General features: G+C 65.7%; 18 protein-coding genes. 13 read left to right on the plus strand and 5 right to left on the minus strand.

Going from position 1 to position 19,149, the window contains the following annotated elements:
- The first annotated feature begins 4 nt into the window (after positions 1-4).
- From AKJ09_RS13265 to AKJ09_RS13290, 6 genes are read left to right on the plus strand one after another with little or no spacing between them, the layout of a single operon-like run.
- Complete coding sequence (locus AKJ09_RS13265; RefSeq protein WP_205633698.1) at positions 5-838, plus strand: arsenite methyltransferase; 834 nt, start codon at positions 5-7, stop codon at positions 836-838.
- 44 nt (positions 839-882) lie between these two features.
- Positions 883-1,422 (plus strand): sigma-70 family RNA polymerase sigma factor, encoded by a 540-nt coding sequence (locus AKJ09_RS13270; protein ID WP_205633699.1) that lies wholly within the window; start codon positions 883-885, stop codon positions 1,420-1,422.
- 60 nt (positions 1,423-1,482) lie between these two features.
- Positions 1,483-1,875: a BlaI/MecI/CopY family transcriptional regulator gene (locus AKJ09_RS13275; protein ID WP_240488466.1), complete on the plus strand. Its 393-nt coding sequence runs from the start codon at positions 1,483-1,485 to the stop codon at positions 1,873-1,875.
- An 11-nt stretch (positions 1,876-1,886) separates the two neighbouring features.
- A complete protein-coding gene (locus AKJ09_RS13280; RefSeq protein ID WP_169927510.1) occupies positions 1,887-3,128 on the plus strand; it encodes a TolC family protein in 1,242 nt (413 codons plus the stop codon).
- Positions 3,125-4,279, plus strand: coding sequence for an efflux RND transporter periplasmic adaptor subunit (locus tag AKJ09_RS13285; RefSeq protein WP_146647569.1), 1,155 nt, complete (start codon positions 3,125-3,127; stop codon positions 4,277-4,279). The genes AKJ09_RS13280 and AKJ09_RS13285 overlap by 4 nt, the downstream gene beginning before the upstream one ends.
- Before the next feature lie 3 nt (positions 4,280-4,282).
- Entirely contained in the window at positions 4,283-7,369 is a 3,087-nt protein-coding gene (locus AKJ09_RS13290; RefSeq protein WP_146647570.1) for an efflux RND transporter permease subunit, read from the plus strand.
- 8 nt (positions 7,370-7,377) lie between these two features.
- On the opposite strand, the gene AKJ09_RS13295 is transcribed toward AKJ09_RS13290, so the two are convergent.
- On the minus strand, positions 7,378-7,992 hold the full coding sequence (locus AKJ09_RS13295; RefSeq protein ID WP_146647571.1) for a cadmium resistance transporter: 615 nt from the start codon (positions 7,990-7,992) through the stop codon (positions 7,378-7,380).
- A gap of 213 nt (positions 7,993-8,205) precedes the next feature.
- On the opposite strand from AKJ09_RS13295, the gene AKJ09_RS13300 reads away from it, so the two are divergent.
- From AKJ09_RS13300 to AKJ09_RS13320, 5 genes are read left to right on the plus strand one after another with little or no spacing between them, the layout of a single operon-like run.
- Positions 8,206-9,345 (plus strand): 4Fe-4S dicluster domain-containing protein, encoded by a 1,140-nt coding sequence (locus tag AKJ09_RS13300; protein ID WP_146647572.1) that lies wholly within the window; start codon positions 8,206-8,208, stop codon positions 9,343-9,345.
- Positions 9,346-9,348: 3 nt separating this feature from the next.
- Positions 9,349-9,798, plus strand: a complete 450-nt coding sequence (locus tag AKJ09_RS13305) for a cyclic nucleotide-binding domain-containing protein (RefSeq protein ID WP_146647573.1) — start codon at positions 9,349-9,351, stop codon at positions 9,796-9,798.
- Positions 9,795-10,616: an FAD/NAD(P)-binding protein gene (locus AKJ09_RS13310; RefSeq protein WP_146647574.1), complete on the plus strand. Its 822-nt coding sequence runs from the start codon at positions 9,795-9,797 to the stop codon at positions 10,614-10,616. Before AKJ09_RS13305 ends, AKJ09_RS13310 begins: the two co-directional genes overlap by 4 nt.
- 1 nt (position 10,617) lies before the next feature.
- A complete protein-coding gene (locus AKJ09_RS13315) occupies positions 10,618-11,391 on the plus strand; it encodes an NADH-quinone oxidoreductase subunit B family protein (protein ID WP_146647575.1) in 774 nt (257 codons plus the stop codon).
- Positions 11,378-12,691, plus strand: a complete 1,314-nt coding sequence (locus tag AKJ09_RS13320) for a Ni/Fe hydrogenase subunit alpha (protein ID WP_169927511.1) — start codon at positions 11,378-11,380, stop codon at positions 12,689-12,691. The genes AKJ09_RS13315 and AKJ09_RS13320 overlap by 14 nt, the downstream gene beginning before the upstream one ends.
- Before the next feature lie 21 nt (positions 12,692-12,712).
- Here AKJ09_RS13320 and atpE read toward each other — a convergent pair whose 3' ends face one another.
- From atpE to AKJ09_RS13335, 3 genes are all read right to left on the minus strand, one after another.
- Positions 12,713-12,976, minus strand: a complete 264-nt coding sequence (gene atpE / locus AKJ09_RS13325; RefSeq protein ID WP_146647576.1) for an ATP synthase F0 subunit C — start codon at positions 12,974-12,976, stop codon at positions 12,713-12,715.
- A gap of 143 nt (positions 12,977-13,119) precedes the next feature.
- Positions 13,120-14,394, minus strand: coding sequence for a WS/DGAT domain-containing protein (locus AKJ09_RS13330; protein ID WP_146647577.1), 1,275 nt, complete (start codon positions 14,392-14,394; stop codon positions 13,120-13,122).
- A gap of 102 nt (positions 14,395-14,496) precedes the next feature.
- Entirely contained in the window at positions 14,497-15,378 is an 882-nt protein-coding gene (locus tag AKJ09_RS13335) for a LysR family transcriptional regulator (protein WP_205633700.1), read from the minus strand.
- Between the two features lie 101 nt (positions 15,379-15,479).
- Between AKJ09_RS13335 and AKJ09_RS13340 the strand changes: the two genes are divergently transcribed.
- Entirely contained in the window at positions 15,480-16,454 is a 975-nt protein-coding gene (locus AKJ09_RS13340; RefSeq protein ID WP_146647579.1) for a maleate cis-trans isomerase family protein, read from the plus strand.
- A gap of 2 nt (positions 16,455-16,456) precedes the next feature.
- Here the strand turns inward: AKJ09_RS13340 and AKJ09_RS13345 are convergent, their stop codons facing one another.
- On the minus strand, positions 16,457-17,980 hold the full coding sequence (locus AKJ09_RS13345; RefSeq protein WP_146647580.1) for a prolipoprotein diacylglyceryl transferase: 1,524 nt from the start codon (positions 17,978-17,980) through the stop codon (positions 16,457-16,459).
- Positions 17,981-18,141: 161 nt separating this feature from the next.
- Between AKJ09_RS13345 and AKJ09_RS13350 the strand changes: the two genes are divergently transcribed.
- On the plus strand, positions 18,142-19,077 hold the full coding sequence (locus tag AKJ09_RS13350; RefSeq protein ID WP_146647581.1) for a DUF6250 domain-containing protein: 936 nt from the start codon (positions 18,142-18,144) through the stop codon (positions 19,075-19,077).
- Positions 19,078-19,149 lie beyond the last annotated feature (72 nt).

Below are 19,149 nucleotides of genomic sequence, written 5' to 3' on the forward strand. Positions count from 1 at the left end.
TGAATTGGACGAGCGAGCAAAGCAAGATGTGCGCACGCAGGTACGAGCTCAGTATGCGGCTGTCGCCAACTCCACGGCCAGCTGCTGCGCGCCGAGCTGCTGCGCACCAAAGCCCGACGCAAGCTTGGCGCTCGGATATACGGACGAAGATCTCTCGTCCGTGCCCGAGGGCGCGAACATGGGACTCGGCTGCGGTAACCCGCAGGCCATCGCAGCGTTGAGGCTAGGAGAGACGGTCCTCGACCTCGGCTCGGGCGGAGGCTTCGACTGCTTCCTCGCAGCAAGGCAGATCGGGCCGACGGGCCGCGTCCTCGGCGTCGACATGACCTCCGAGATGATCGCGAAGGCCCGCTCGAACGCCGAGAAGCTCGGGGTTCGAAACGTGGAGTTTCGCCTGGGTGAAATCGAGCACCTCCCGGTCGAGACGAGCTCCGTCGACGTCATCCTCTCGAACTGCGTCATCAACCTGAGCCCGGACAAGGCCACCGTGTTTCGCGAGGCGCTCCGCGTTCTCAAACCGGGAGGACGTCTCGCGATCTCCGACGTCGTCCAAACGGCCACTTTGCCCGAAGCGTTGGCCGGCGAGATGGCCGCCATGACTGGCTGCATCTCCGGGGCCGCCAGCATCGAGACGCTTCAAGCGTTGTTGCGCGTTGCGGGGTTCGAGAACATCAAGATCGTGGTGAACGAAGCGAGTCGGACGTTCATCCGTGACTGGCTCCCGGGTTCCGGTGCCGAGAACTTCGTCGCTTCGGCGACCATCGAAGCGACGAAGGCGTCAGCGGAGGAGCGATCCTGCTGTGGGCCAAGCTGCTGCACGCCCGGAGGCGCACCGTGATTACCTCGGCGACTCGTGATGCCTGGCGTGACCTAGAGGCGCGATTGCGCCCCTTCGTGGCCAAGCGCGTCCGGTCGCCGATGGATGTCGACGACGTCGTGCAAGACGTCTTCCTGCGCATGCAACGTGGCCTGTCGTCACTCCGAGAGGACGAGCGCTTTGGGCCCTGGGTGTACCAGGTTGCCCGAAGCGCGATCGCCGACCACCATCGCGCACGACGAAGGTGTGGGCCCATCGTCGCCGACGACGGCGATGCCTTGGAGGTCGCCGAGCCCAGCGAGTCCTACGACGGATCCATCGAAGAAGTGCTCGCAATGTACGTCGCCCCCTTCGTGGCCAAGCTTCCCTCGCCCTACCGCGAGGCGCTCACCCTGACGGAATTGGAGGGTCTGACGCAGCGAGAAGCGGCGGAGATGCTCGGCATCTCGCTCTCGGGCATGAAGTCGCGCGTGCAGCGAGGACGCCAGCATCTTCGCGAGGCCTTGGAAGCCTGTTGTGAGATTGCCGTGGATGCCCGTGGCCGCGTCGTCGCGTGCGAACCGCGACCGGATGGCCGCCTGCCGTTCGCCGGATGCAAATGTTGATCATCGGTCGTCGTTCGAAGTCCGATTGACAATCGGTCTTGCGCTCCCAGCTTCGGGCGCGTGGAGACGATCCCGCGCCTCGGCGAGCTCGAAATCGAGGTACTCGAGCTCGTCTGGTCCGCCCGCAAGGTGGACGTGCGTGAAGCGCATCGGCGCCTCGGCGAGCCGCGCGGGATCACGTCGAACACGGTGCAGTCTGCGCTGGAGCGCCTCTTTCGAAAGGGCCTCCTCGAGCGAGAGCGCATCGGGCACGCCTACCAGTACTCGGCCGCCCTTTCGCGCGACGAGTTCCGCGCCAGAGCGGCGGCGCAAGCCGTCGGTGAGCTGCATGGCGCACAGGCGGATGGAGTGCTGGCAGCGTTCGTCGAGATGGCCGCCAAGGCGGACCGCGCGAATCTCGATCGCCTCGAAGCGATCATCTCGGCCGCTCGTGCCAAACGGGCGCGGCGATGAGCCGGACACGCATGTCCAGAAGGCCGATGGTCGGTCGGTTCTTTGCGCTGATTTGCCTCGCCAAGGTGGCGATGACGGCCGGCGAGGCGAGCGCCCAGGGAACCGAACGCCTTCTCGACCGAACAACGGTGGCAACGCTCGCAGGTGCGCACGGACCGAACGTGGTGGTGGCTGAACGGCGGCTCGAGGAAGCCAAAGCCGCGCGGACCGGAGCGGGCGTGCTCGCCCCAACGAACCCCGAGCTCTCGGTTTACGCGGGACCTCGTTGGCAAACCCGTTCGCCGGACGTGGACTACTTCATCGGAGTTGCTTGGCCCTTCGACGTGTCGGGCGCTCCTTCTCGTCGTATCGACGTCGCCGATGACCGCGCGCGCCTCGCGCAGAGCGAGACGGATGCGGCACGCCAGCTGGCCATTGCCGATGCACTCGACCTGTGGGCGAGCGCGCGTGGCGCCGAGGAGCGAGTGCAGCTCGAGAACGCACGCCTCGCACTCGACCGCTCCGTCCTTCGATCCGCGGAGGTGCGTCGCAACGCCGGCACGACAGGCGATGGCGAGGTCGCTCTGGCCCGAGCGCTCGAGGCGCAGGGAAAGGCGCGCGTGGCGACCGCGGAGCATGCAGCGACGGCTTTCGCCGCCAGGCTGCGCGTTCGTGTCGGGCTGGTGCACGACGAGCACGTCACGGTCGGCGGCTCGCTTCTGCCCGACGAGCCAAGACCGCTCGAGGCACTCCTCCGCAGCCTGAAGACGCAACCGGTGGTGTTGCGCTCGCTCGCGGCTGCTCGACTCGCCGCCACGGATGCATCGCTCCAGCGCCGCGCCGGCTGGCCGGTTCCACGCGTCACGGCGGGGGTGGGGAACGATCCTGAAACGTATCTCCACGTCGGGGTGGATCTCCCGCTCCCTGTGTACCAGCGCAACCAAACGAACGCCGCCGTCGCTGCCGCCAGGAGAGGGACGGCAGAGACGGAATATCAGAATGCGCTCGCACTCGGCGAGGCCGAGCTCCGGGCCACCTACGCCGAATACGAAGGCGCGCGCGAGGCTTTCATCACCCTCGACAATGCCTCTGCCGCCGTCGACGACGCCGAGCATCTGGCGATGCGTAGCTACGAGCTGGGGCAGACGGGGCTCACCGAGCTGGCACTGGCGAGACGTGAGGCGGCGGCGGCGCGTTCGGCTCGCCTCGACGCCGCCATTGCGCTCGCCAAGGCGCGGATCGCGCTCGACGTACTGACGGGAGCCTTTCGATGAAGGCAGCGGCTTCTTGGTGCCTGCCTCTCGTGCTCGTCGCCGTAGGCGCCTGCAAGCACGCGCCGGCGCCGCCTCCTCCTGCTGCCGATGCCGGAGGGCCGCCGGTCGTCGAACTGAGTCCCGAGGGCCTGGCCACGGCGCAGATCAAGGCGCAAAAGGTCGGGCCGGGAACGTTCACGCCCCGTCTTCGCCTCGCCGGATCGATTGTCGGAGATCCGAGGCGCGTCGCGCAGGTCGGAGCGCGCGTGAACGGGCGAGTCACCGCGGTGCGCGTGGCTCTGGGGGATCGGGTGAAACGCGGACAGGACCTCGTCGAGGTCGATTCGGCCGAGTTGCATCAGGTGGTGCTCGACTTCCGAACAGCCGCCGCGAGGGCGCGGAGTACTCACGACACGCTGGCGCGCCAGAAGCTGCTCGTGGAGGAGCGAGTCGGTCCCGTCCAGGACCTTCGGCGTGCCGAAGCCGATTCCGCAGCGGCTGACGCAGCGCTCGCGGAGGCTCGGGAACATCTCAAATTCCTCGGCCTCAACGATGCGGAGATCGCGCGCCTGGAGAGCGGCGCAGCCGAAACCAGGAGCCGTATCACGAGTCCGATCGATGGACGCGTCGCCGCCCTCGCCGTGACCGTGGGACAGGTGCTCAGCGGTAGCGAAACCATCGCGACCGTCGCCGACCTCGATCCGATCTGGGCGCACGTTCGCGTCTACGAACGCGACCTCGGCAGCGTCCGCGCCGGACAAGCCGCAACCGTCGAAGTTCCGACCTACGCCGAGCGGAAGTTCGACGGAAAGGTCGTGTTCGTGAGCGACGTGCTGGACCCGGCGAGCCGAAGTGCGGAGGTTCGCGTCAGCCTGCCGAACGCCGACGCGTCTCTTCGCCCTGGAATGAGCGCCAACGCCTTCGTTTCCAGGCCCCCGAGCAACGATGTCATCTGGTTGCCCGCCACGGCGGTGCAACCTCACGAGGGCACGAGGATCGTCTTCGTGCGCAAGGGAGAGCGTCGCTTCGAAGCTCGTCCGGTCACGGTTGGGAACGAACAAGAGGGATTCTTGCCGATCGAAAAGGGGATCGGCGCAGACGACGAGGTCGTTGTCGACGGAGCGTTCGCCTTGCGCGGCGTGCTCGAGCGCGCAGCGGTCCAAGGAGATTGAAGCGTGCTCGGTTGGGTCATCGCGTTCAGCATTCGTCATCGCATCGTGGTCTTGCTGGCCACGTGTGCGCTCGTCGCGCTCGGTGTGCACGCCTTCCAGAAGCTTCCCATCGATGCCGTGCCCGACCTCACGAACGTGCAGGTCCAAGTCCTCACGAGTGCCCCATCGCTCGGCCCGCTGGACATCGAACGCCTCGTCACCACGCCCGTCGAACGCTCGATGGGCGGACTCCCTCGCCTCGTCGAGCTTCGCTCGATCTCTCGCTATGGCGTCTCGGCGGTGACCGTCGTCTTCGAAGATGGCGTCGACCCGTACCATGCTCGCCAGCTCGTCGGTGAGCGCCTCGTCCGAGCGCGCGACTCGATTCCATCCGAGTACGGGGTGCCCGAGCTCGGACCGATGAGCACCGGGCTCGGCGAAATCTATCAGTTCGAGGTCCGGGGAGAGAGCGTCTCTCCCATGGACCTCCGTTCGATCCTCGATTGGGATATCGCGCCGAGGCTACGGCTGGTTCCTGGCGTCATCGACGTCAACACGTTCGGTGGACAACTGAAGACCTACGAGGTGTCCGTCGAACCCGCCAAGCTCACGGCTCACGGCGTGGCACTCGAGGATCTCTTCGTTGCCCTCCAGACGCAGAATCGTATTACCGGCGGCGGCGCGATCCTGCGCGGCCGGGAGGGATTGCTCGTCCGTGGCGACGCGCTGGTGCAATCACTCGAGGACATCCGAAACATCCTCGTCGCCACGAAGGACGGGACGCCCATCCACGTTGGAGAGCTCGCCGACGTTCGGTTCGCCGCAATGCTCAGACAGGGGGCGGCGTCGCGTGACGGCCGCGGCGAGATCGTGGCCGGCATGGCGATGATGCTCACGGGAGAGAACTCGCGCGACGTTGCCGTGAGGGTGCAGCAGGCCGTCGACGCCATCAACGCGACGTTGCCCAACGGCGTTCGAATCGAGCCTTTTTACGATCGCACGTCGCTCGTCAATCAGACGATCCACACGGTCGCGAAGAACCTCGCCGAGGGCGGGATGCTCGTCATCGTCGTCTTGTTCCTGCTGCTTCGGAACATTCGCTCCGGGCTCATCGCCGCGGCCATGATTCCGCTTGCGATGTGCTTTGCATTCCTCGGGATGAGAGAGGCCGGGGTAAGCGGCAACCTCTTGTCGCTCGGGGCCGTCGATTTCGGTCTCGTCGTCGACGGAGCAATCATCCTCCTCGAAAATGCCGTCCATCACCTGGCCGAGGAGCGCGCAAAGCTCGGACGTCCGCTGGACCACGCCGAACGAGATGCCGTCATCGAACGCTCGGCACTCGAGGTGCGCTCGGCAACGGCCTTCGGCGAGCTGATCATCGCCCTCGTCTACTTGCCGGTGCTCACGCTCCAGGGCGTCGAGGGCAAGATGTTCCGGCCGATGGCACTGACCGTGCTCTTCGCGCTGCTCGGCGCGTTCATCCTGTCCCTCACGTTCGTGCCGGCGCTCGCGTCTCTGCTGCTCTCGCGAACCACCGTCGACAAGCCGAGCCCGATCATCAGCGCGGTGCAGCAGGTCTACGAGCCCTTGCTTCGCATGAGCCTCGGGCATCCGGGCAAGGCTGCGCTGCTGGCGGTCATCGCCTTCGCAGGGAGCGGTCTCGTCGCGTCGCAGATGGGCTCTGAGTTCGTCCCTAGGCTGGACGAAGGTGCCATCATCATCGAGACCAATCGCCTGCCGTCGACGTCGCTCGAAGAGTCCCTCCGTCAGGCCGCCGTGATCGAGAAGACGCTCGGCGCGTTCCCCGAGGTCAAGACGGTGGTCGTCAAGACAGGACGCCCGGAGATCGCCAACGATCCCATGGGCGTCGAGCAGTCCGATGGCTACGTCATTTTGAAGCCACGCGACGAGTGGCCTCCTCCGCGGGATCACGAAGCGCTCGTTGCTCGTATGAGCAAGGCCCTGGACAGCGCCGTACCCGGAGCGGCGTTCGGCTTCTCGCAACCGATCGAGATGCGCATGAACGAGCTCGTGAGCGGCGTCCGTTCCGATCTCGCGGTCAAAGTCTATGGCGACGACCTCCAAACGCTGGCTCGTCTCGGCGACCATCTTCAACGCATCATCGGCGGTGTTCGCGGAGCGAAGGATCTCAAGGTCGACCGAGTCGAAGGAGAGCCGGTTCTCAAAGTTTCGGTCGACCGGCTAGCGCTCGCCCAGCGCGACGTGTCGGCGGCCGAGGTTCTCGACGCCGTCGAGGTCGTTGGAGGCAAGACGGTCGGCGAAGTGCTCGAAGGTCGTCGTCGTTTTGCTCTGCGGGTGAGGCTCCCGGAGGGCGTTCGCAACGACCGTGAAGCGATCGAGCGTTTGCCGCTTCGCACCCGTTCAGGCGCGTTCGTCACGGTTGGCGGCGTGGCGCACGCGGAGATCGTCGACGAGCCGCTCGTGGTCAACCACGAGTCCGTGCAACGACGGCTCATCGTCCAGGCCAACGTACGAGGGCGTGACCTCGGTGGCTTCGCGGACGAGGTGCAAGACGCAGTGGCGCGCAAGTTGAAGCTGCCGCCTGGCTACCACCTCGCGTGGGGCGGGCAATTCGAGAACCTTCGTCGCGCGCGTGCGCGCCTCTTCGTCGTGGTTCCTCTGGCGCTCGCCGTCATCGCGGCGCTCTTGTATCTGACGTTCCATGACGTGCGCGCGGCGGTGCTCATTTTGCTGAACGTCCCGATGGCCGCGACGGGAGGCGTGCTGCTCCTCGCTGCAAGAGGACTGCCGCTCAGCATCTCGGCGGGGGTCGGCTTCGTCGCGCTCTTCGGTGTTGCCGTCCTGAACGGCCTCGTCCTGGTGTCGACCGCTCGCGACTTTCAGGCGGCTGGTCATTCGGCCGAGGAAGCCGCGCGCCTCGGCGCACTTCGGCGATTGCGGCCCGTGCTTACGACCGCGCTCGTCGCGTCGCTGGGCTTCGTGCCGATGGCCCTGGCCACGGGTGCAGGCGCCGAGGTCCAGCGACCGCTCGCGACAGTCGTCATCGGAGGCCTGGTGACGTCCACCCTCCTCACGCTGCTCGTAGTCCCGACCCTGTACGCAAGGGTCTTTGGCAAGCGCAGTGCCTGAAGACGAATTCAGAAGAGTGCGCGCGCACCGGCAAGGATGTGAATGCCGAGCAGGATGAGCACGATGGGGAGCGCCACATTTCCGTAGCGTCGAAGCTTGCTTCCAAACGCACGGTTGTTCACCAACTTGAATCCCAAGCCGCACCAGGCAGCGGTCAGCGCGGCAAACACCGCGGCATAGACGCCAATGGCACGGCGCTCGGCTGCAAACAGCGGAATGTAAACGCCGAGATTGTCTCCACCGTTCGCAAGCGTGACACCGACGACAGCGAGAACCTGCGAGCCTTGCCTGAGTTTGTCGGCCGTCGCCGAGCCTTCCTCGGTGTCGTCGGTCAAGCCTCGCGATCGGACGTAGTCGACGCCTTTGGAGATTCCGAGCAGCAGCGGAACTGCCCCGAGAAGCGACGTCCAGCCCGCGGGGAAGGCAACGGCCAGGCTCCCCGCGACGACACTCACGACAACCAGCGCGCCGATCCCGAGAAACTGTCCCGCCACGATGCTTCGCGGACGGAGCTTCGGATCGGCGAAGAGAACGGAAAGAAGGACGATGTCGTCGACGTTCGTGCTGACGAAGACCACGACGGCCTTGACCAGCGTGTTCAGGAGTTCGGCCGCCGTGATCATGCCCTACCTCGAGCGCCGGCGCCCCGGAGCCCGCGCCGAACTATAGAAGAGTTCGGCAAAGCAGTGTGTGCGGTCGGCGAACGCTGCCGTGGTGCGGCAACCTCACCGTTTCGAGCTGAGGCGAGCGTGAGCGCGTGAGACCGGGTTCGCGCAGCCAAGTCTCTCCGACGCAAGCCTCTCCCTGGCAACGAAGGCAATGGTTAGCCTCTCGTGATGAGCCCGCATATCGGCACTAGCGTCACGCTCGATATCGGAGGGCTCGAGGCGCTCTTTCGAGCGCTCATCGAAGATGGTCGCGAGCTCGTCGGGCCGACCGTGCAAGACGACGCCATCGTCCTCACCCGCATTCGTGGAGTCGCCGACCTGCCGCGCGGCGTCGGTGACGAGCAAGCTCCGGGACATTATCGGCTCCGCCGGCGATCGGATCAGGCGCTCTTCGGATTCGCCGTGCCGCAGCACTCCTTCAAACAGGAGCTCCTCGTTCCCCGAACGGAGCTCGTCCAGATTCGACGTAGCAAGACGGGACTCGTCGTCACCGAGCCACCGCGCCCCGACCGGCGCGTCGCGTTCATCGGCGTTCGCGCCTGCGAAATTGCGGCGATTCGCGTCCAGGATGTCGTGCTGCGAGATGGCCCCTATGCCGACGCCGACTACGCGTCTCGCCGCGCCCAGATCTTCGTCGTCGCCGTGAACTGCAGCGATCCGTCCGGCACCTGCTTTTGCGCATCGATGGGAACCGGTCCGCGCGCGGAAGCGGGGTTCGATCTCGCAGTCACGGAGCTGCTCGAGCCCGAGCACCTGTTCGTCGTCGAGATTGGAAGCTCCGCGGGAGCCACCATGCTCGAGAAGGTGTCGTCCTGCGCGACGACCGAGGCCGAAACAAGCGCTGCCGAGCTCGTGGTCGCGAACACGAGAGAGCGCATGGGGCGCACGGTCGACACGACCGACATTCGCAATCTGCTCGTCGAGAACCTCGAACATCCACGCTGGGACGACGTCGCCGATCGCTGCCTCGCCTGCGCGAACTGCACACTTGCGTGTCCGACCTGCTTCTGCACGAGCACCGAAGACAGCACGAGCCTCGACGGTGACGACGCAACGCGCACGCGTCGTTGGGATTCGTGCTTCACCATGGACTTTGCCTATCTCCATGGTGGGGGCGTTCGGCCCACGGTTCGCGGTCGCTATCGCCAGTGGATGACGCACAAGCTCGCGACGTGGCACGACCAATTTGGCAGCTCGGGATGCGTCGGTTGCGGGCGCTGCATCACCTGGTGTCCGGTCGGAATCGACATCACCGAAGAGGTCGCTGCGATTCGTCGAGAGCCCGGCGCTTCGCGAAAGGCGCAATAGCCGATGGAAGATCTGGAACGAGCGTTACGAACGCATCCCTTTCTCCTCGACCTCCATCCCGACCACCTGCGCTTTCTGATCTCGTGCGCGGAGAACGTCCGGTTCCGGCGAGACGAGTACCTCGTGCGCGAAGGGCAACCCGAAGACAAGCTCTATCTCCTACGACAAGGCACGGTGTCGCTCGAATCGTCGGGCCCCGGTGGGGACGCGACGGTGCTCGAGACACTGGGCCCTGGTGACGTCGTCGGTATTGCCCGCATTGCGCCGGCCGCGGCTCATCTCGACTGTCGCGCACGTGAGGGCGTGCTTGCTTTTGCATTCGACAATGCCTGCTTGATTCAGAAAATGCAGGAGGACCCGCGGCTGGGTTACGCCGTCACTCGCCGGCTCCTCGAGCGCACGTACGAGCGCCTGGCACGGGCTCGCCTCCAACGCCTCGACGTATACCGATGACGATCGCCAATCCGTACGTCACGACGCCGATGCGCATCGCGAACGCGATTCGCGATCTCGAGGATGTCTTTACGCTGACGTTCGACGCACCGAGCGGCTTCGCCTTCCGCCCTGGCCAGTTCAACATGCTCTACGTCCACGGCGTCGGCGAGGTGGCAATCTCGATTAGCGGCAATGCCGACGAGCCCGAACGTCTCGTTCACACCGTGCGCAGCGTCGGCACCGTCACCCGCGCGATGGCCACCCTCGAGGTCGGCGACATGCTCGGCGTCCGCGGCCCTTATGGGAGCTCTTGGCCACTCGAAGAAATGCGCGGCCGTGACGTGCTCGTGATCGCAGGTGGCCTCGGGCTCGCTCCGCTTCGGTCTGCGATACGCCACGTACTGGCACGACGGAACGACTTCGGACGAGTGACGCTCCTCGTCGGTGCGCGGTCTCCCGAACAGCTCCTCTACCGCGAAGACCTCGAGAAGTGGCGGGGACGCTTCGATTGCCGCGTCAAACTAACCGTCGACAGGGCTGGTCGTGACTGGCTCGGGAACGTCGGCGTCGTGACGACGCTCCTTGCCAGCGTTCCCCTCAGCGCCGACACGGCAGTGCTCGTCTGCGGGCCGGAGCCCATGATGCGCTTCGTCGTGCTCGAACTCCGGCGACGAGGCGTCGCTTCGTCGTCGATCTGGCTGTCGATGGAGCGAAACATGAAATGCGGCGTAGGGCTTTGCGGCCACTGCCAGTTCGGTCCGCTGTTCGTCTGCAAAGACGGCCCCGTTCATCGCCTCGATCGAGTGTCGTCCTTCCTCTTCGTGCGCGAGGTGTGAAATGGGGCGTCCCAAGCTCGCGGTTTGGAAGTTCGCGTCGTGCGACGGCTGTCAACTCACCTTGCTCGACTGCGAGGATGAACTGCTCGAGCTCGCAGAGCACGTGGACATCGCGTACTTCCTCGAGGCGTCGTCGCGCGTCGAGCTCGGCACGTACGACCTGTCACTCGTCGACGGTTCCATCACCACTCCCGAGGACGTCGAGCGCATACATGACATTCGCGCACGCTCGAAGGTACTCGTGACAATCGGAGCCTGCGCGACCGCGGGCGGCATTCAGGCCCTTCGCAATTTCCGCAATCACCAAGAAATGCTCGCGGTCGTCTACGCACGTCCCGACTACATCGAAACCCTCGACACCTCGACGGCCATTGCGAAGCATGTCTCGGTCGATTTCGAGTTACGTGGCTGCCCCATCGACAAAGGTCAGCTTCTCGAGGTCATCTCGGCATTCCTGAATCTGCGAAAGCCAAGCGTCCAAAGCCACCCCACGTGTCTCGAATGCAAGATCCAGGGGAACGTATGCGTGGTCGTCGCGAAGGGAATTCCCTGCCTCGGCCCGGTCACACACGACGGATGCGGGGCGCTCTGTCCTCGTTACGGACGCGGCTGCTACGGCTGCTTTGGACCGAGTGACGCCCCGCAGACCCAGCCCCTCGCTCGCTACTATCTCGCCAAAGGCGTTCGGCCCGGAGACATCAAGCGTCTCTTCTCGACGTTCAACGCCGATGCGGGTCCGTTTCGCGAGGAGGCCGCCCGCCATGAAGACGAGTAGAACGATCGACATCGGTGCGCTGGCGCGTGTCGAAGGTCACGGCGCGGTCACTCTCGTCCTCGACGGTGAGGTCGTCGTGGATGCGAAGCTACGCATCTTCGAGCCGCCGAGACTCTTCGAGGCCTTTCTGCGAGGGCGCGACGCTGCCGAGACGCCCGACATCACCTCGCGCATCTGCGGGATCTGTCCGGTCGCTTACCAGATGAGTGCCGCTCACGCCGTCGAAGATGCCTTCGGTGTCACCGTCGACGGCCAGCTGCGCGCGCTCCGCCGGTTGCTCTATTGCGGAGAGTGGATCGAGAGCCACGTGCTCCACATGGTGATGCTCCACGCCCCCGACTTTCTCGGCGTACACGACGTCATCGCGATGTCGAAGCACCATCCCGAGCGCGTGAAGGCCGCCCTTCGGGTCAAGAAGGCGGGCAACTCCATCATCGAGACGCTCGGTGGCCGTGCCATTCACCCGGTCAACGCCAAGATAGGCGGCTTTTGGAGAGCCCCCTCGTCGAGTGAACTAGGCGCCCTTCGGCCCGCCTTGATTGCTGCACTGGAGGACGCCGAGGAAACCCTCGACTGGATCGCGACGTTCGAGTTTCCGCCGTTCGAACGTGACTACGAGTTCGTTGCACTCCGTCATCCCGCCGAATATCCCATGAACGAAGGACGCATCGTTTCGACGAAAGGGCTCGATGTCGACGTCCACGACTTCGAGACATGCATCCGCGAAGAGCAAGTTCCTTACGCGACAGCATTGCGTTCGAAGCTATCCGCGCGCGGAGCGTACATTTGCGGTCCGCTCGCGCGTTTCGCCTTGAATGCGGAGCGCCTCTCGCCACGCGCCGTGGCGGCCGCCGCACGCGTCGCCCTTTCACCATCGTGTCGCAATCCCTATCGCTCGATTCTCGTTCGGGGTGTCGAAGTCGTGCACGCGCTCGACGAGGCGGTTCGTCTCGTCGACGAGTACGAGCGACCGTCCAGTTCGTCACTGCCCTGGTCACCTCGCGCGGGCCGAGGATGTGGCGCCACCGAAGCACCGCGGGGCTTGCTCTACCAGCGCTACGACATCGAGGAATCGGGTCTCGTACGTGACGCGCGCATCGTCCCGCCCACCTCTCAGAACCAGCTCGGCATCGAGGAAGACCTCGTCGCGCTAGGATCGACTCTGGCAGGGCTATCGGCCGAGAAGGCCTCGCGGCGCGTAGCGCACGCCATTCGCAATTACGACCCATGCATCTCGTGTTCGACTCATGCCCTGACGATCCGATTCGAGCCACGACAAGGCTCTGTCGCCAAAACTTGAGCTTCGGCTCTCCCCGCTGGCCTACGACGGTCGAAGGCGCGCGCCGCTGAGGTGCCGAACGAAGAGCAGCAAGACGAGGGCGATGACGAGGCAGTAGATGGCGATGGCCTCGATCACCGCCAGGCCGACGAAAAGCGTACGTGAGATGGTGCCACTCGCCTCGGGCTGCCTCGCGATGGCCTCCATCGCCGACGTGATCGCCCGCCCTTCGGCGAAGGCGGGACCTATCGCCCCGAAGCACACGACGACGACGGCTCCGGGGATGCTCCACGCTTGGACGCTCATGGTCGAACCGCGCCTTTCTGTGGCTCGTCGGTGAGCTCGGAGAGCACCTGGATCGGCGCGAGAAGGGGTGTCGGCTGCAGGAAGTGTTTCAGATATCCGCGGAGCCCCTTTTATGCCGCGCGCGGCAGCTCTCCAGCGCAAATTCAGGCGTTCGAAAGCGCCGATCGTTCCACGCTCGAACGAACAGCGCAGTCCAGAACAGCGAACTCAACTTCGATATCGTGCGCGAGCAATTCACTGTCGGGTACGAGCGCCGCGTCCGAGAAGATCCCGACGGTCACCTCACCGGCATAGCTGAAGATGCTGAGGCCCAATCCGAGCCGACCGGCTTGGGGTACCCAAAATGAGATGCGCGAGATGGGGACTCCCGCGAGGCTCGTGCGTTGCACGGGCCCAGGCACGTTGGTGAGCACGAGCGAAGCCTTCCGAGCAAAGAACTCGACGGCAAGCCGTTCGGCAGAACGAGGTGCACGCCCCATGGCCTTCAAGGCAATGTTCGTGATGACCGCCTCGTGACTTGCCTTCAGCGCGTCCAACATTCGCTTCACGGTGACTATCCTCGTCACCGGGTTGGCAATTCCGAGTGGAAGGTCGAGCAGAAAAAGGCCGAATTGATTTCCGAGCCGCGTCGGTGGTTGCGCCGTACGAAGATTGACCGGGACCATGGCGTGGATGGAAAGACCACGCGTTTCGAGCCCGCGCCTCGAAAGGTAGCGTCCTAGGGCCCCAGCAAGCACCGCGACGAGCACGTCGTTGACCGTCGCATCGAGAAGGTGAGCGTCCCGCTTGATGGCACGAAGCTCGATTGGAGTGGTCCAAGCGACTTGCTTCTCCCCGCTCAGCGGAGCCTTGAGCGGTGTCGACGGGTCGTTCGGCATGGCTGCGAGTCGCGCGAAGGTCATCGCCGAGCCGACAAGGCCCGGCTGCCCTGCAGACGCGTGACTCCGGACGACCTGCTCCGTCGGAACGTCTTCGAGCGCAGCGAGCAACCCGAGCAGAGCGAAGCCGTCGGCCATGCAGTGATGAACGCGGAAGAGAATCGCGGTGCCGACGCCGGGTCGTTGGATGACGTAGACGTGCCAGCCGGGGTAACGCAGGTCGAGTGGTTCTCCCACCGTGCGCGAGACGAACGCGCGTAGGGCCGCGTCCGTGGCGTCGTCGAGCTCGACGTGGTCGACGTGACGGGCGAGCACGAACTCGCTGTCGGCCTCCCAGCGTGCACGACCACCCGGGAGCGATGCTTCGACCGGTCGCTCTCGAAACCGCGGGAACTGCGCGAGACGAGCGAGGAGCGCGCTCGATGAGGACCGCGAAAGCTCTCCCTCGAGCTCGACGAGAACGTCGACCACCATCGGAGACATCGCCGACTCCATGTGCAACCAGGCGGCGTCCTGCCCGCCGAGGAATTCCCGTTGCATCGCTCTTTCCTGCCCGTCGCTCACCCGTGCAACCCTCGTTCCTCGCGTCGACGAGCGGGGGCGTCTCGAGCTGCGCTTCGCGGCGGATGAGCTCGCACGCGTCTAACGAGATCGTTCGGAGCCCAAGGCTGCGCGCAGGAAGTCGACGAAGGCGCGCGCCTTGGGGGTGGCGAAGCGGCTGGGCGGCGACACGGCGAAGATCGCGTAGCCGCTCGGATGCCAGGTCTCGAGAAGAGGCACGAGCTTGCCAGCGCGGAGGTCGCCTTCGACCACGAAGTCCGGCGTGAGGAAGACGCCGACGCCCGCGAGGGCGGCTTCGCGGAGCGCGATGCTGTTGTCGATGCGGAGTGGCCCCCGCACGTTCACTTGAACGCGTTCGCCGCGTCGTTCGAACTCCCAGCGGCCGGGAGGTTCGTGGAGGCTGTAGCGAAGGCAGACGTGCTTCTCGAGATCGCGAGGCTGCTTCGGAGCGCCGTGGGTGCGCACGTAGTCCTTCGAGGCGCACACCACGCGCCTGCCCTCCGCGAGCTTTCGCGCCACCAGCGAGCTGTCCTCGAGCTCGGCGCCGATACGAACGGCCACGTCGATGCCGTCTTCGATCACGTCGACGCGGCGGTCGTTGAACGATACGTCGAGCTCCACGTCGGGAAAGCGGCGGAGGAACTCGGGTAGCTTCGCGGCGAGGCGCAAGAGTCCGAACGACATCGGCGCGCTGACGCGCAAGAGCCCGCGTGGCGCGGACTGGAGATCCGAGAGCGCGCGTTCGGACTCGTCGATGTCGTCGAGGATCCGCACGCAGCGTTCGAGGTATCCGCGACCGGCATCCGTGAGGGTAAGCCGCCGCGTGGTTCGGACGAGCAGCTGTACGCCGAGGTGCTCTTCGAGCTGAAGGACAAGCTTGCTCACCCAGGCGGTGCTGACCGCCAGCGTCCGCCCGGCGCCGACGTAGCTTCCGGCCTCGGCGACAGCCCGAAATGCGCGCATTCCGGCCAGAACGTCCATCCGACGGTTATCAACGAATCGTTGATGATTCGTCAATCGATCGAGCCATTGTCGACCGTGCGCCCGCGCGCCACGTTGGGGCCATGACCAACGGAGCACTCACCTCGTCACGCCGAGCGTTCCTCGCATCGGCAGGCGGAGGCCTGGCCACGACCGTTTTCGCGTGCGCGGCCCCACGCACGACTTCGTCACGTTCCGTCTCGGCGGCTGCCCCCGCGTCGGTGGCCTTTCCGGGTGCCATCAAGGACGGCGAGTCCGCCGGAGCGCTCGGCATCGATCCTGTCGCACAGTATCCCGACGTTCGGAGCCACCGGCAGAAGCTCGGACTGCTGCTCCCGGCGACCAACACCACGATGGAGCACGAGCTTTGGACGTTGCTCGTGAAGAATCGAGAACTCGGCGGCATCGGGATCCACAGCTCCGTCGTCGTCACGCCGCGCCCCGTCCTGCGCACGGCCGAAGATCTCGAGAGCTACAAAAAGCAGTTCGTCGGGGGACTCGATGCGGCCGTCGAGCATGCGCTGCTCGCGCAGCCCGACGCTCTCGTCATGGGGATGAGCCTCGAACACATCCTCCACGGCATCGACGCGATTCGCGGGGCGAGCGCCTCGGTGACGACCCGCTCGAAGATTCCGCTCTTCACCTGGCAAGACGCGGCGCCGGCCGCGCTACGCACATTCGGCGCGCGACGCATCGGTTTGCTGACGCCCTTCGATCGCACGGGCAACGAGAACGCAACGCGGCTGTTCCGCGATCTCGGCTTCGACGTCGTGACGACCGTGGGCTTCGCTTGCGCCGACGCCGTTCAGATCGCGCACGTCCCGGACGCCGCCAAGGAGCGCGCGATCGTGGAGCTCCTTGCGACGCCGGAAAACAAGCTCGACGCCATCGTCCAGTGCGGGACGAACATGGGCATGATCGACGTCGCCGAAAAAATCGAGCCCAAGATCGGCATCCCGATCTTGGGCATCAATTCGACGCTGCTCTGGTACGCGCTTCGCCAGCAGGGCATACGCGCTCCCCTCGCAGGCGGCGGCCGCCTCCTACGAGAGGCCTGACGTCAGCCCGCCTTCTGCGTCTCGCCGTCGGGCTCGTCGCCCTCGCCGTCACCGTCGTCTTCGGACGCATCGTCCTCGGCGGCCGCGGGCTTCGCGTTGGAGGCCACCTTGGTCTTGGCCTTCTTGCGACGCGGCTCGGCCTCGCCGGCCTCGGCCTCGTCTTCTTCCTCGTCCTCCTCGTCGCGCGCACGGCGACGCGGACCGGCGTCGTCCGCGGTGGGCTTGATGTCACCGAGCGACTCGAGGCCCATGGCGAGCTTCGGACTCCTGCGAGCGCTCTCCCAGAAGCGCGCGTAGAAGTAGGCGACGACGAGCGCGCTGAGGAGACCGATCCACTGGCTGGTCGACGGGTGCGCCTGGACGACCGCGGCGAACGATGCGGGGCGGAGGATCAGGTACGCGGCGATCGCCGGAACGAACGAGGCGACGCGCGCCACCGTACGAGCCTTCGGGTTCGTGATGCCGAGCGAAATGCCGAACGTGAACGCGAGCGCGAGGAGGAAGAGCGCGCCCGAGATGAAAAGGTGCTCGGGGAACGTGCCGAACTCGCCGCGCTCCGAGTCGTCGCGCAGCATCTCGATGAGGAAGCGCGCGTAGCCGTATGCGAAGGCGAAGAGGAAGAAGATCTGGCCGCGGAACTTCTGGTGCTTGCGCTGCCAGAGGAGGAGCGCGAGGAGCGCGAGGCCCGTGAGCGACTCGTAGATCTGCGTGGGATGAACCGGGAACGAGTGGTTCATCTTGAGGAGCTCGGCGGCCGCGGGGGTGCCGTGACCGGCGGCGTCGAGGTGCTTCGTGAAGGCGGGAGCGCCGTCACCGCCGTCGAGCGTGCCCGAGCCCCAGTGGGGGAAGGTGCCGAGGCTCTGGAGGAAGCCGGGGGCCGTCGGGGAGAGGCGCTTGCCGAAGTCGCAGCCGAACAGGTAGCAGCCGATACGCGTGATGAAGAGACCCGAGGCGAGGCTCGGGACGGCCACGTCGGCCCAGGGCATCAAACGGAGCTTGTGGCGCTCGAGGAAGAGCCAGCTTCCGAGGAAGCCGCCAAGGAAGCCGCCGTACGCCACGAGACCGCCGCGACGGAGCGCGAAGAAGCTCGAGAAGACGAGGTCGCTGTTCGGGTCGTGGACGTTCGCGCGGAACTCATCGAGGTTCGTGACGATGTAGAGGAGGCGCGAACCGACGATCGCCGCGAGCGCGGTGACCACGTAGCAATTCGCCATCGTCTCCTTCGGGAGCCCGTCCCGCTCGGCGAGCGTCAGCGTGAGGTACCAGCCGACGACGAGCGAGAGACCGAGCATCACGCCGTACGAATAGATGGGGAGGTTCGGCGACTCGAACTGGGTCGTCCTCCACACGTAAGCTGCGGCGATCGCACCGATTCCGACGACGAACGCGCCGAGCGCGGTGCCGCGATCCTGACGGCGAAGACCGAGGATGGCGTAGACGGCGGCGATCACCGCGACGGCCGCAAGTGCCCACCAAAGCTTGAGGGGCATGTGCGGGAGCGGAAGGCGGAAGAGGATCGGATGCATGTCTCGGCGCAGGTTTTACAACAAAGACGCCGATTGGCGACAGGCGGGAGGCAAACCGCGAGCACGATGGCCGGCCGTGAGGCGGCCGCGAGCATGGCCCCCAGCGGCACGAAGATTGGCGCGGTAGCGTCGGGGCGGGTGCCTGAGGTACAAACGCGCCCGTGAAATCGCGCCTTTTTGGAGCTCCGCTGGGGCCACTGGGAATGGTGATCGCGGCCTTCGCGGGCGGGGTGGCGTGTGTGCCCACCGGAAATGCCCCTCCTTACGACGGTGGGGCGAACACCCAGAGCACGGCGCCGTCGTTCAAGCCGTCGACCAACATCATGACGGCCCCCTTCGAAGACAACTTCGACCGGCCGGACGCAGGGGAAGGCAACTGGCCAGCGCTGAACCAGGACGGTGGCGGCACGAAGCCCCCCATCGCGTTGCTCGAAGCGGGTCCGGGCGACGCTCGAGCCGATGCGACCGGCCTGCAGGCCGAAGCTGGAGGGGACGCCGAGGGCACGGAAGACGGCGGCCGCACGGCCGAGCCGGCGCACAACCTGGGCCCCAACTGGACCCCCATCCGTACGAACGCCTGGCGCATCGAGAACGGAAAGCTTTGCGTCCAGGGCGCCCGCAACCACCCCGTGTGGCTCAACAAGGTCTTGCCGGTGAACGCCCGGATCGAGTTCGACGCCGTCAGCTACTCCGATGACGGAGACCTGAAGGCGGAAATCTGGGGCGATGGCAAAGCCTACGCGACGGGCACGTCGTACACGAACGCCACGAGCTACCTCACCATCCTCGGCGGCTGGAAAAACTCCATGCAGGTCCTGGCGCGCCTGAACGAGCACGGCACGGACCGGAAGGAGATCCACGTCGACAAGGACTCCGACGATCCCCGACAGCGCGCCGTCAACAAGGGGCAGGTCTACCACTTCAAGATCGAGCGCACCGACGGCAAAACCATTCGCTGGTTCGTCGACGGCGTCGAGTATCTGAGCTGGCAGGACCCCTCGCCGCTCGCCGGCCAGGGCCACGATCACTTCGGCTTCAACGAGTGGGACGCGAAGGTGTGCTTCGACAACCTCAAGATCACTCCGCTAGGGGGATGAGGGCTGACGGGCTGACGGGCTGACGGGCTGGCCTGAGATAGGCGAGGCCGCCCTACGCAGTCGTTAAGCCGA

This window comes from Labilithrix luteola (assembly GCF_001263205.1).
In the GTDB taxonomy this organism is placed as follows: Bacteria; Myxococcota_A; Polyangia; order Polyangiales; family Polyangiaceae; genus Labilithrix; species Labilithrix luteola.

What these genes read in the sequence shown, in the direction of transcription:
- AKJ09_RS13280 (WP_169927510.1), top strand. Translation starts at nt 1,887, where the DNA reads ATGTCCAGAAGGCCGATGGTCGGTCGGTTCTTTGCGCTGATTTGCCTC.
- AKJ09_RS13285 (WP_146647569.1), top strand. Translation starts at nt 3,125, where the DNA reads ATGAAGGCAGCGGCTTCTTGGTGCCTGCCTCTCGTGCTCGTCGCCGTA.
- AKJ09_RS13295 (WP_146647571.1), bottom strand. Translation starts at nt 7,992, where the DNA reads ATGATCACGGCGGCCGAACTCCTGAACACGCTGGTCAAGGCCGTCGTG.
- AKJ09_RS13300 (WP_146647572.1), top strand. Translation starts at nt 8,206, where the DNA reads ATGAGCCCGCATATCGGCACTAGCGTCACGCTCGATATCGGAGGGCTC.
- AKJ09_RS13305 (WP_146647573.1), top strand. Translation starts at nt 9,349, where the DNA reads ATGGAAGATCTGGAACGAGCGTTACGAACGCATCCCTTTCTCCTCGAC.
- AKJ09_RS13310 (WP_146647574.1), top strand. Translation starts at nt 9,795, where the DNA reads ATGACGATCGCCAATCCGTACGTCACGACGCCGATGCGCATCGCGAAC.
- AKJ09_RS13315 (WP_146647575.1), top strand. Translation starts at nt 10,618, where the DNA reads ATGGGGCGTCCCAAGCTCGCGGTTTGGAAGTTCGCGTCGTGCGACGGC.
- AKJ09_RS13320 (WP_169927511.1), top strand. Translation starts at nt 11,378, where the DNA reads ATGAAGACGAGTAGAACGATCGACATCGGTGCGCTGGCGCGTGTCGAA.
- atpE (WP_146647576.1), bottom strand. Translation starts at nt 12,976, where the DNA reads ATGAGCGTCCAAGCGTGGAGCATCCCCGGAGCCGTCGTCGTCGTGTGC.
- AKJ09_RS13330 (WP_146647577.1), bottom strand. Translation starts at nt 14,394, where the DNA reads ATGCAACGGGAATTCCTCGGCGGGCAGGACGCCGCCTGGTTGCACATG.
- AKJ09_RS13335 (WP_205633700.1), bottom strand. Translation starts at nt 15,378, where the DNA reads ATGCGCGCATTTCGGGCTGTCGCCGAGGCCGGAAGCTACGTCGGCGCC.
- AKJ09_RS13340 (WP_146647579.1), top strand. Translation starts at nt 15,480, where the DNA reads ATGACCAACGGAGCACTCACCTCGTCACGCCGAGCGTTCCTCGCATCG.
- AKJ09_RS13345 (WP_146647580.1), bottom strand. Translation starts at nt 17,980, where the DNA reads ATGCATCCGATCCTCTTCCGCCTTCCGCTCCCGCACATGCCCCTCAAG.